Source organism: Sporosalibacterium faouarense (assembly GCF_016765695.1).
Taxonomy (GTDB): Bacteria; Bacillota; Clostridia; order Tissierellales; family VENL01; genus Sporosalibacterium; species Sporosalibacterium faouarense.
Genome location: NZ_JAETGO010000048.1, coordinates 118,475 through 131,059, shown reverse-complemented (window position 1 = coordinate 131,059; position 12,585 = coordinate 118,475). Strand labels below are relative to the sequence as shown.

The 12,585-nt window shown below is 28.6% G+C and carries 11 protein-coding genes; 9 read left to right on the top strand and 2 right to left on the bottom strand.

Going from position 1 to position 12,585, the window contains the following annotated elements:
* Positions 1-30 precede the first annotated feature (30 nt).
* Positions 31-339, bottom strand: coding sequence for a hypothetical protein (locus JMO20_RS10415; protein WP_202709599.1), 309 nt, complete (start codon positions 337-339; stop codon positions 31-33).
* Positions 340-970: 631 nt separating this feature from the next.
* Here JMO20_RS10415 and JMO20_RS10410 point away from each other — a divergent pair.
* The 3 genes from JMO20_RS10410 (at position 971) to JMO20_RS10400 (ending at position 4,834) form a co-directional block, all read left to right on the top strand.
* Positions 971-2,587 carry an ABC-F family ATP-binding cassette domain-containing protein gene (locus JMO20_RS10410; protein WP_202709598.1) on the top strand — a complete coding sequence of 539 codons (1,617 nt, stop codon included), beginning with the start codon at positions 971-973 and terminating at the stop codon, positions 2,585-2,587.
* Between the two features lie 354 nt (positions 2,588-2,941).
* Complete coding sequence (locus JMO20_RS10405; RefSeq protein ID WP_202709597.1) at positions 2,942-4,201, top strand: MFS transporter; 1,260 nt, start codon at positions 2,942-2,944, stop codon at positions 4,199-4,201.
* Positions 4,202-4,234: 33 nt separating this feature from the next.
* Positions 4,235-4,834, top strand: a complete 600-nt coding sequence (locus tag JMO20_RS10400) for a winged helix-turn-helix domain-containing protein (RefSeq protein WP_202709596.1) — start codon at positions 4,235-4,237, stop codon at positions 4,832-4,834.
* Positions 4,835-4,841: 7 nt separating this feature from the next.
* Here JMO20_RS10400 and JMO20_RS10395 read toward each other — a convergent pair.
* Positions 4,842-6,309 (bottom strand): IS1182 family transposase gene (locus JMO20_RS10395; protein WP_424141325.1). Its coding sequence is split into 2 segments (ribosomal slippage): positions 4,842-5,724 and positions 5,723-6,309, totalling 1,470 coding nucleotides; the frame shifts between segments, so codons are not numbered across the junction.
* Between the two features lie 382 nt (positions 6,310-6,691).
* On the opposite strand from JMO20_RS10395, the gene JMO20_RS10390 reads away from it, so the two are divergent.
* The 6 genes from JMO20_RS10390 to JMO20_RS10365 all read left to right on the top strand — a co-directional run bounded on the left by JMO20_RS10390 (position 6,692) and on the right by JMO20_RS10365 (position 12,585).
* On the top strand, positions 6,692-7,204 hold the full coding sequence (locus tag JMO20_RS10390; protein ID WP_202709595.1) for a sigma-70 family RNA polymerase sigma factor: 513 nt from the start codon (positions 6,692-6,694) through the stop codon (positions 7,202-7,204).
* Positions 7,194-8,639, top strand: a complete 1,446-nt coding sequence (locus tag JMO20_RS10385; RefSeq protein WP_202709594.1) for a DUF4179 domain-containing protein — start codon at positions 7,194-7,196, stop codon at positions 8,637-8,639. The genes JMO20_RS10390 and JMO20_RS10385 overlap by 11 nt, the downstream gene beginning before the upstream one ends.
* Positions 8,640-9,073: 434 nt before the next feature.
* Complete coding sequence (locus JMO20_RS10380) at positions 9,074-10,282, top strand: sensor histidine kinase (RefSeq protein WP_202709593.1); 1,209 nt, start codon at positions 9,074-9,076, stop codon at positions 10,280-10,282.
* The gene (locus tag JMO20_RS10375; protein ID WP_202709592.1) at positions 10,275-10,928 is read left to right on the top strand and encodes a response regulator transcription factor; all 654 of its coding nucleotides are present in this window, start codon (positions 10,275-10,277) and stop codon (positions 10,926-10,928) included. Before JMO20_RS10380 ends, JMO20_RS10375 begins: the two co-directional genes overlap by 8 nt.
* A 125-nt stretch (positions 10,929-11,053) precedes the next feature.
* Positions 11,054-11,320: a hypothetical protein gene (locus tag JMO20_RS10370; RefSeq protein ID WP_202709591.1), complete on the top strand. Its 267-nt coding sequence runs from the start codon at positions 11,054-11,056 to the stop codon at positions 11,318-11,320.
* Between the two features lie 275 nt (positions 11,321-11,595).
* Complete coding sequence (locus JMO20_RS10365; protein ID WP_202709590.1) at positions 11,596-12,585, top strand: LptM family lipoprotein; 990 nt, start codon at positions 11,596-11,598, stop codon at positions 12,583-12,585.

Sequence of the window (12,585 nt, the reverse complement as noted above, 5' to 3'; positions counted from 1 at the left end):
TATACCTAGCCTACTTAGTTTAATTCTTATTTATGACATGAAGCTTGTTGATGAACTCCTGTTCATGTCTTGCTTAGCCTTTTGAAGTTCTGAATAACCTACTGACATTGAGCTATTTAGATTTGGAACAGAATTTAAAGATGATAAATTAGTATAGTTATTTAAAGAATTAGTATAACCAGTGGCATTGTTTGTAGTTGTTGTAGTTGAACTAGTCATACCCATACTTTGAGGCGTATAGTTATTTAATGTTCCCATTTTTCTTTTAGCTTCATTTATTTCCATTGCTTTTGCATTCATGTCAGTACTAAGGCCAGACATATTAGTATAATTGTTCATCAAATAACCTCCATATATTTTTATTATAAGTTTTTAACTTACAATAATATTATGGCATTTAAGTTTAATTAATATGAATAGAAAAAATTAGTGAATATTAAGAATATTTCCTTGATTATATGTTGAAAAATGGATATACTAATAGAGATAATATATTTTTTGAAAGGAGTGATGATTAACGTGATCTGTAATGGAAGAATGTCTAATAAAAGCTTACAATACATTCCAACTTCTTCCAGAATTCTGTCTTAAGACAGATTTACGGGATAGTTATGCCCATTTTACAGGTCACATACTTTGAATCGAAAAATTTACCCTATTTTATAGTCGATGTTATCTGGGTTTCTATATTTTGAAAACTAATAAGTGTTTTACTATTTTTGAATTGTTATTTTGAAAGAGTAATTTATTTTGACTATAAAATTGTAGCTTTTTAAACATGGGTAAATGCCATGTTTTTTTATTTTGAAAAATTTTAATTAATTGATAGATTATGGGGAAGTTGAAAGTTAGTTATGTATTTACCTATAATAAATTGATAATATATAAATCATAAATATTAATAGATGTGTGACCTCATGGGCATTTAAATGTAGAAGTTAAACTTTGCAATGTTCAGGAGGTAAAGAAAATGAGTATATTAACAGTAAAGAATTTAGAAAAATGGTTTGGAATTCAGCAAATATTTCAAGATGTATCTTTTGAAATTGGCTATAGAGATAGGATAGCATTAATTGGTAACAATGGAGAAGGAAAAACTACTTTACTCAATGTAATTACAGGAAAAGAAGATTTTGATAGTGGTCAAATAATTTGTGCAGGACGAAAAACAATAGGAATATTAAATCAATCGGTTGAACTCAACAAAGAAAATACACTATATCAAGAAATGTTAACTTCATTTGAGAGTCTTTTTAGATTGAAAAGTAAAATGGAAGAGTGTGAGAAAAAGTTATCTATTAAAGAAATATATACAGATGAAAAAAAATTAAATCAAGTTATGAAAAGATATGGAAAGTTAACAGAGGTTTATGAGATGAATGGAGGCTATGACATTGATACTAGAATTAATCAAGTGTTATTTGGTCTAAGCTTTAAAGAATCTCAGTTTAATCAAATCATTGGGACATTCAGTGGAGGAGAAAAAACTAAAATTAAACTAGCTAAGCTATTAGTATATAATCCAGATTTATTGCTCCTTGACGAGCCATCTAATCATCTAGATATTAATACGATTGAGTGGCTAGAAAAATATATTGAAAAATACAGTGGATCCGTCCTATTAGTTTCCCATGATAGACATTTCATGGATAAGACAGTAAATAAAGTTTTTGAACTAAAGAACTGTAAAATAAAAGAGTATGCTGGTAATTACACGAAGTATACTAAATGTAAAAAAGAAGAGTCAGAGCAACAAAAAAGGGATTATCAAAGGATGATAAAAGAAAAATCAAAATTAGAAAATCAAATATCTAAATTTAAGAAAATAGGTAAGTTTTCACAAATTAGAAGTAGAGAAAAGATGCTTGAAAGCATGGATATAATTGATAAGCCAACAGTAGAAAAGAGAATAAACTTTTCTATAGTATCTAATAAAGAAAAAGTAGGCACTGCATTAAAGGTTAGGGGATTAAAGAAATCGTTCAATAAAGAAACTTTATTTGAGAATATAAGCTTTGATGTGAATTGGGGAGATAAAATAGCAGTACTAGGACCTAATGGAGCAGGTAAATCTACCCTTCTTAAAATTTTACTTGGTGTAATGGATTCAACTTCTGGTATTGTAAATTTTGATAGCAGTAAAAAGTTAGGTTATTTTGCTCAAGAACATGACAATTTGACTGAAAATTTCACGTTACTAGAGGAAATAGGAGGCAAATTAGGATTAAATAATTATGATAGTAGAAGTCTATTAGCTCAATTCTTATTTTATGAGAATGATGTGAATAAAAAGATAAGAAATCTAAGTGGTGGTGAAAGAAGTAGAGTTACCTTTGCTAAATTATTATCATCTGATTTAAACTTTCTAATAATGGATGAACCAACTAATCACCTAGATATAAATTCAAGAGAGGTTTTGGAAAATGCATTATTAAATTTTAATGGTACCTTAATTTTTGTTTCCCATGATAGATATTTTGTAAACAAGATTGCAAATAAAATAATTAGGTTTGATAATAAAAATATACAAATAGAAAAATTAGTAAAAGATGAGAAAGATATAATTACTAAAAATGAAATTTCTTAAATTAAACCCGAAATTTAGACATCTTACTAAGTCTAGATTTCGGGTTTAATCTTGAAAATAAGTATAATGCAAAGTTGAATATTTTATATAAGATTTTATTGTAGATGAAAATACCTATTTAATTATTTTCTTCAGGTCAAATGATAAAGTGGCTAAATTTAGAGTTACGAGGATATAACTTCCCGTGGGGTTTGATAATAAATTAAGAGATTTATTATCAAAATTCACCTTTTTATAAAATAGTTGACATTTTAATAAACAAACATTAAAATTAAATTAACGTTAAAATAATTTTAACGTTAATTTAATTTTATAGATATGTTGATGATGAAAATTCAGTGTGGAGGGGATATTGTGGAAAGTATATCAAAGAAAAAGGTGGGTATTAAGGACTTATTTCCATATAAGTCATATCTAGTTGTATTAATGGCTAATTTTATATCTAGATTTGGAGATTCAGTGGATAGTATTGCTTACTCATGGATGGTTTATGCTATGACAGGTTCAAAAGTATTGCTTGGTTCAATATTTGCTGTTAATGCAATTCCAAATATTGTTTTTGGTCCTTTTACTGGGGTATTAGTAGATTACTTTTCCAAGAAAAAGCTAATTATAATAGGTGATATTGGTAGAGGTATAATTGTATCCATTGTTGGGGTTATGTTTTTATTTAATTGGTTGGAGCCATGGCATTTATTTGTTTTTACATTTATTACTTCAACGTTTGAATCTATAGTAAATCCTTCAAAAACATCATTACTTCCAATATTACTTCCAAAAGAATTATATACAAATGCAAGCTCTTTCTCAGATTCACTATTATCAATGGCTCAGCTATTTGGATATGGAATATCTGGATTTTTAATAGGAACTATTGGTATAACAGGAGCTTTAATCGTAGACGGGATAACTTTTTTTGCATCTTGTATACTGATAGCTCAAATTAATATAAAATCAATTAAAAAGAATAAAAAGGAAAAATTTGATATTAAGACATATTTTAATAATCTTAAAAAGGGATTTAAGTTTGTTATAGGAGAAAATATTATAGTAGTAGGAATAGTGCTATTTGCATTAACCAACCTTTTCCTAACTCCTATTAGTGTATTATCTGTAGCCTATATTAGAGATGTTCTTTTTGCTGGTCCAAAGGTATTCGGACTAGTTAGTATAGCTTTACCTGCAGGAATGATAATGGGAGGCTTGATATTTGCTCAAATTGGATATAAATTTAAGAAATCAAGCTCTATTATTGGGGGTCTAGTCATAATGGGTATGAGTTATTCAGTGTTGGGATTGATTGGATTTGTTAATATACCATTAATTTCACCAGTTATTATAGCTTTTATTGTATTTTTAATGTTTGGAATTGTGATGCCAGCTATTACCGCTCCTTTAAAGACCCATGTATTTACAAATACACCAAAGGAAATGCTTGGCAGAGTAATAGGAGTATTAAGCATGGTAACAACGAGCGCTATGCCTCTGGGGGGAGCTATATCTGGTGCATTGTCTGAAAAAATGTCTATACAAAGCTTATATCTTACAATGGGCTTGGTAATGATGATATTCCCATTTGCGGCTTTGCTAAATAAAGATTTTAGAAAAGCTTAGAATACTGTATAATAAGGGTAGAGGTGATTAGCAATGGAAAAAAGTAAAACCCTTACTACTCTAGAACAAATAAAAGTATTTTCTGATTCTTATAGATTGCAAATTTTATATAAGATTAAAAGCTTCAAAAGGCCCGCAATGGTAAAGGAGATTGCTGATAAGATGGGTGAGACTCCTGCAAAAGTACACTATCATGTAAAAAAAATGGAGAAAGCAGGTATATTGCAATTATCCCATACCAAAGAAATTAATGGAATAATTGCGAAATATTATGAGTTAACAGCAGAGACATTTTCTTTAAAATACTCAGATACAAACCCAGAGATAGATAGATTAGTTAAAAGTGAATTTCAAAGAGTCGTAGATTCAATGTATAATGAAAGTAAAGAATTTATTTTAAAGCAGATTGAGAATTCTTATAATCTAAATGATAGCGAAGATGATAAAAGTGAATTTGAAGACATTTCCTTGTCTAATATTTATTTAACTAAGGAAGAAGCAAATGAGCTAATGGCACTAATTAAGAAATATAAGGGGAAAAATAGAGATAGGAAGAATGACAAAGATATAAATAAATATCACTTTTTTACAGTGTTTTTTTCTCATAATAAGGATGATAAAGCTGAAGATTAATCTTCAGTCAGATTAATGACAAACCCACGATTTTCATCGTGGGTTTTGACATTATGTGGAAAATGAAATTAATATTAAGATATTTAGCTAATTTTACAGAAAGAGTGTGATTTAAATAAGTAAAATCAGACTGCGATAGCATGTTAGCTATCTTCTTAATGTTTTGTGCTACCGCAGTCATGTAACTTTGTTCTCTAACTTTGCTAATCCCGCGCAAGCGGCAGTAGCGAAGCCCGTGGAGTTCCTTAGGATCCGCAAAGCTTCGCTCAACTGTTTCTTTCCTTCTCTTATATATTTTCTTTCCAACATCACTTCTTACAAATCGTTTGACTTTTTCCTTGTGCTCTTCCCAGACATGTCTTCGAATAGTTCTAAAATCATTCTTGCCAACTAGGCATTTATCTCGGTGTTCACATATATCACAATGCTCTTTATTACTAACATATTCTTTATATCCTTGACGTGTTGTAGTTTTATACTCTAAAAATCGTGAGTTAGGGCATGCATATACATCCCATTCTTCTATATATTGAAATTTGTTTTTTGTGTACTTACCTTTTTCATGGGGACCAAGCCTATAAGCTACTGCTCCTTGAATTTTTCTTTCTTCTAAGCCTTTGCAAATTGGTGCTGTAAAATAACCTGCATCTAATCCTACATATTTTGTATCAAAACTAAATTTTTCAATTTGATAATCTAATCTCTCTAGGTATGGATCAACATCATTTATATTTCCTGGAGTTATATGTACATCAGTAATTATATTATTTTGACTATCAACAGTTCTGTGTTCTAGATAGAAGAAACCCTTTGGTTTTCTATCCCTAAACATATATCCACTATCAGGATCTGTAGTGCTAGATTTTATTACTTTCTTCTCTGATTTATACTTCTTTTTTTTTTAGAGGTTTTTTATTATGCTTTTCTCGATCTACGTTTACGTCTTCTTCTAAATCTTTGACGTAATCTTTGACAAATCGTTCAACTTCTTTCTTTTCAAATTTCTGCTTATTTGCATTAGCCTTTAGATGAGTAGAATCTGTGTATAGTATTTTACCTTTGACTAATCCCATATCTATAGCTTGAAACACAATTCTATCGAATATTTTTTCAAAAACATCGGTTCCATTAAATCTTCTACGTCTGTTTTGGCTGATTGTTGAATAATCTGGGACCTTATCGGTCAATGAAAGACCTAAGAACCATTTGTATGCAATATTTACTTTGACTTCATCAACTATTCTTCTTTCAGATCTAATTCCAAACAAATACCCAATTAACATCATTTTAAAAAGCATAACTGGGTCAATAGATGGTCTGCCATTATCTAAACAATATAAATCTTCAACTAAATCATATATGAATGTAAAATCAATATGCTTATCAATCTTTCTTAACAAGTGGTCCTGAGGTACCAAATCATCTATGACTACTAGTTCCATAGAATTTTGTTTTTCATTATTTTTAGTTAGCAATTTAATCATTCCTCTCGAATAAATATCATACTATATATATTCGACAAAAAAGAAAGGAATCCTTTTTGAAATCAGAATTCCCATAAATTTACATTAAATTTTATGACTTTGTCAACAGTCTGGCTGAAGATTAATCTTCAGTCTTTTTATTGCAATAAATACTTTACTTAGATTATTCTTAAAGAAATTTTTACTATTTAGTTTAAGGAAAAAGTGACTGAATAAGTCGCAACTCAGATGAAATCTTGCAAAAACATGTTTGATTTGTAAATATGATATTTTTTGAATTAGCAAAAAAATGAAACAGTTTAGATAGGTCATAGGTCTAATAAGTGAAAGAAAAACTAACTTGACATAATTTTTTGCTGGAAGGAGGATTAGAATGGCATGTGAAGCAATAGTTAAAAAGGCAATAAAGGGGGATGATGAAGCCTTTTATAGCATTATTCATGACAATAAAGAGCAATTATATAGAATAGCATTTTCATATCTTAAGAATAAAGAGGACTCATTAGAGGCAATTCAAGAGATGACATTTAGAGCATATAAAAATATTAGTAAACTTAAGAAACCAAAATATTTTAAGACATGGATTATTAGAATACTTATTAATTATTGTGTGGATGAGCAAAAAAGACAAAGGAAAACATTGACTTTAAATAGATCCTCAGAGGGTATCACAGACAGTGATAGAGTTGAAAAACTTACTGTAGAATCAGCCGTGGATAAGCTTAAGCCAAAGTACAAGGATGTTATTGTTTTAAAGTATTTTGAAGATTTAACTATTAGTGAGATAGCTGATATTATGAAATGTCCTGAAGGAACTATTAAAACTAGATTGAGTAGGGGACTAGCAAGTCTAAGAAAATATCTAGGAGAGGATGGTGAATTTTGAAATGTATAATGAAGAAGATAAATTAAGGGAAATGAAAAGTAGCTATAATGATACTGAAATACCTGATAATATTGAAGATTACATTAGCAAGGGTATGGATAGAGGAAAGAACTATAAAAGAAAAAAAACAATAAAAAAAGTAGTAGGATATGCTGCTGGATTATTACTGGTAATCTGTTTGATATCAATAAGAATTTCGCCTACCTTTGCATCTATTATGAGTAGTATCCCTGGGGTAGAGTATATTGTCAAATTAATAAATTATGACAAGGGATTAAAGTTGGCAGTTGAGAAAGAATTTTTTCAGCATGTTGGAGTTTCTGATGAACATGAGGGTTTAGTATTTACTGTTGAAGATATAATTGTAGATGAGTCAAGAATGATAGTATTCTTTAGTATAAAGAATAAGGGAGACCACAAATATGTAAATCTAACCAATATAGATTTCCTAGACGAAGAGGCTAATGATATAAAGGCATCATATGGATACAGTAACTTTATAAATAAAAATATGAATGAGGAAAAGGAGCTAAAAGGTAAGATAGACGTAAGCTTATATGAAGAGCTTCCTGATACCATTACAATGAAGGTCAACATGCTTGAGGAGAGAAGAGATCCTGATTCTAATCCTGTAAATGATCTAGAGGTTGGAGAATCTTCTAGAGAAGCAGCTAAAGAAAGAAGAGAGAAAAATATGTTAGATTCTGAGTGGAAAGTAAGGATACCTATTAATAAAGAAAAATTTAATGGTTTAAAGGAAGTATACTCAGTTAATCAAAAAATTGAAATCGGTGGTCAAAAAATTATTGTAAAGCAGTTGATTCAACATCCAACAAGGATTGCTTTAGATATTGAATATGATAAAGATAATACTAAAGAGATTTTTGGATTTGAAAATCTTAGAATAGTTGATGAAAATGAGGAATGGTCAACGATAACAAATGGTATTACTGCTTCAGAAATAGATGAAAATACCACAAGATTATATCTTCAAAGTAATTACTTTAGTAATCCTAGTGAAATTTATATTATTACTGATGGGATTAGAGCATTAGATAAAGATAAAGTTCATGTTAAAATAGACCTTGATAAGCATCAAATGATTAACCCTCCAGATGATAATATTATACTTGAGAGGGTCGAGGAATATGATGATGGAAGTAATATGACATTAGTATTTGGATTGAAAACAAAGTATAGATATGGTTTTGAAGGTATCATTAAGCATTATGGTGTGTTTAATAGTAGCTTTACTGATATTGAGGGGAATGAATACCGTTCACCAGGAGAAGGAACCTCAATATCAGATGAAGAATATAATAATAAAATGTATTTTGAAATAGAAAAAGGATGCGAATATAAAAATCCAATTATATTAGAAATATACGATTATCCAGCAATAATAGAAAAAGATATAAAGATAAAAGTAAAATAGCTAGAGAAATTAATAGCTTATTATAAAGGTTAAGATATAATAGGGGTTAATAATAAAGCTTAATAATTTTATCAAATATATAAATAGATGTTAGATAGCTTGGACTGGTAAGAATTCAGTTCTAAGCTATTTTTTATTATAAGAGGAATTAGTAGTATAATATAGAATAAAGCTAATGGAGTGGAAGTGTAAGAGTTCAATATAAAAATTGTATAATAAAACTTTATGCAAGATTATAACATTGTGACTCTAGCATTCAAACACTTTAATATTACAATTAAAGAAAAAGTGACTGAATAAGTCGTAATTCAGATTAAATCTTACAAAAGTATACTTTATTTGTGAATATGCAATTCCCTCAACTTAGGTTTTTGATAAGTTTAAATTTGAATTTTAGAAGGTTTAATACTGTAAATAAGAAACGAGGTCTAAAAATGGATAATAAAATAAGCTTTATAGATTTTGGATCAATTAGTGAAAAAAATAAAATATTTAATGTGATTAAAATCATTATATTAAGTTTGTTATTTTATGGAGCTATAGCATTTGAAAATGCAAAGGGTGAAAGATTATATACTTTAGTAATAATTTTTATTATATATTTATTATTAGGTGTTATTAGAAGAATGTTCAAAGACAAAAGGCTCTTTTTTCAGTATATGTATATATTTGATATAGGACTAATTTACTTATTAGAGCATTATTCTCGTTTCCAAATAAACTATTTTTTTCATTCTTTTTACATAGTTTTACTGTTAGAAATATCATTTAACTTAAATAGAAAAAGTAGTTTAATCATTGGAATAAGTGCAGTAATAGTGTCTTTATTAAAATATATTATGTTAGTGTATTATATACCTAACTTAGTTAATATGTCTCAAATGGCTTTTTTCACTTTAATTAGTACATTTGTTTTAATAATAACAGCCTTTGCTCAGTATCATAGGGAAGAAAAGAATAAAAAAGACTTATTATATAAAGAACTTTTAGATACCCATAAAAGATTGAAGGAGTATTCTAATGAAATTGAGAAGCTTACGATTATTGAAGAGAGGAATAGAATTGCAAGAGATATACATGATACTTTAGGTCATAGTATGACGGGAATTATTATGGAGATAGAAATGGCAGATCATCTTTTAGATAATAATGTAGGCAAGTCAAAAGAGCTACTTAAAGAAGCGAAAAAATCTGCAAGAGAAGGATTAATAAGGATTAGAGAAGTTGTTGAAACATTAACTCCAGAAAAGGAAATTACAAATGGTATAGAATCTATTAAGGAATTAGCGGATGAATTCTCTAAGAAAACGGGAGCTAAAATTGACTTGCAAATAAAAGGCGTGGTTTTTCATACCAATCCAAATGTAAATCTTGTGATTTACAGAACAATACAAGAAGCTCTTACTAACTCTATTAGACATGGAAAATCAACTGAAATTATTATTGAATTATATTATAATAATGACAAAATAAACTTTACCATAAGTGATAATGGTTTGGGGTGTAATGATATACATGAAGGTTTTGGATTAAAAGGAATGAGGGAAAGAGTTGCCTCACTGAATGGCAATATTGAAATATATTCAAATGGAAATTTTACTATTAGTGGATATATTCCAGTAAGGAGGGAAAATAATGATTAAGATTGCTATAGTTGATGATCAGAGGATTTTAAAGGAAGGCTTGAAGATGATATTGGGTAATGAAGATGATCTAGAAATATGTGGCTTAGCCTCTGATGGAGAAGAAGCTTATAATATCTGCAAATGGAATTTGCCTGATGTAGTCTTGATGGATATAAAGATGCCTAAGATGAATGGAGTTGAAGCAACGAAAAAAATAAGAAACGAATTTCCTAACATAAAAATCATTGTATTAACAACATTCAATGATGATGAATTTATATATGATGCTTTAAGGTATGGAGCATCGGGATATTTATTGAAGGATTCTTCACCAGATAAAATCGCCGAAGCAATAAGAACCGTATATAGTGGAGGAGCATTAATTCAGCCAGATGTTGCCACAAAGGTTATTGATAGATTTTCTAAAATGGCACAGGGAAATAATGGTCACAGTATTGATGAAAAGGTGGAATTACTCACTGAAAGGGAGACGGATATATGTAAGCTTCTAGGAGAAGGAAGGAATAATAAAGAGATAGCAAAGGAGTTATTTTTAAGTGAAGGTACTATAAAAAATCATATTACTAATATTTTAAATAAGTTAGACCTTAGGGATAGGACTCAACTAGCTATATTTTCTGTTAAAAACAATCTCTGTAATTAGGATAAATAAATATAACTTATATATTCTTTATGTTATAATAAAACTCGTGATTATATTTTTGTTAGATGAGGCTTTTATAGATAAAAGTATATTAACTAGTTGATGAAATTGCTAGGAGGGAAATCATGAGTATATTTGAGGTTGCAATGCTTTTATGCTTTGGTGCAGCATGGCCTTTTTCCATTCATAAGTCCTTCAAATCCAGGTCAGTAGAAGGAAAGAGTCCAGTTTTTTTAATTGTGTTATTATTGGGATATATAGCAGGGATTCTTCACAAGCTAATTTATAGCTATGACCCTGTAATTTATCTATATATTCTTAACTTTTTAATGGTTAGCACTGATTTAACGTTGTATGTACGAAATAGTAAGTTAAAAGCAATTAAAGGATAGCTAGTAAAGAACAGCCGTAATTTGGTTGTTCTTTTTTATTAACTCTAAATTAATTATATTATAATCATCATATTAATATAATGCAAAAAGTCATATAAATATTTAAAATTAGTGATATATGTTACATGTAATAATTGTTAGTCGGATATAAAATATAAGTATAAAGAAATAAAAAATATAGGAAACTGCATATTAACAGATTAAATTTTTAATATACAAGTTCCTTAAACAAGTAATTGTTTTTAAAATCAAATTTAAAGAGGGAGGAATTTAGAATGAAAAGAATATTGATGTTCTTGATGGTGTTAGTCACGGCACTTTCTTTGGTTGCTTGTGGTGAAGAAGATATGGCGACATACAAGAATGCAGTTAACAAAACCAATGAGATAATGAGGGGGCAATCATCTTATGAAATAACTGTTAATCAAGAATTTAACATAGATGGATTAACTCCTGAAGAGATTAAAGATATTAATTATTTCAAAAAAATGGTACTAGAATCCAGATCTCAATTTAATTCAGATAAAAAGAAAGTAATTGCCCATAATTATTCTAACTTCGGTGGAATGGGATTTGATACTGATTTTTATATGAATAATGATGAAGTTTTCATGAAGATGCCTATAATTGGTAAGTATATGAATCTACAAGGACTATTAAAAAAAGAAGATGACGAAGCAAATGAACAAATAATATCACAGGATACTATACAGAAAATAAAAGATAATTGGATAGGAATTTTAAATGAAGAAGATGTTGTATCTGGCGAAAAGTCATTATTAAGTACAGAAGAAGGTGAAGTAAAAGCAACACTATTTTCTATTTCTTTAACTGATAAACAAATAAAAAAATTGGTAAATAATACAATAAATGACTTGTTAGATGATAATAATCTAACAAGAATGATGGAAAAGTTCGTAAATTATGAAGAAAAATCTATCTCCTTGGACGAAATTGTTAATAAAATTAGAGAAAGTATTAGTAGTAGTAATATAACGGATTTCAAATATCAAGTTTATATAGATATAGATGGATGCATTGTACAATCAAATATGACAATGGAAATAGAATACCCCGATGCAGAAATTGGTGAAATCAAATCACAAGAGATAAATATGATAACGAATGTGTGGGATATTGAAGAAGAACAAAGCTTTAATTTTCCAAGTTTAACAGAAGATAACACACTGCAACAAGGTGAAATAAATCAAGGCATACCATTTATGTTTGAAGATATATTTAAAGATGAAAAAGGGGGTAAGTGA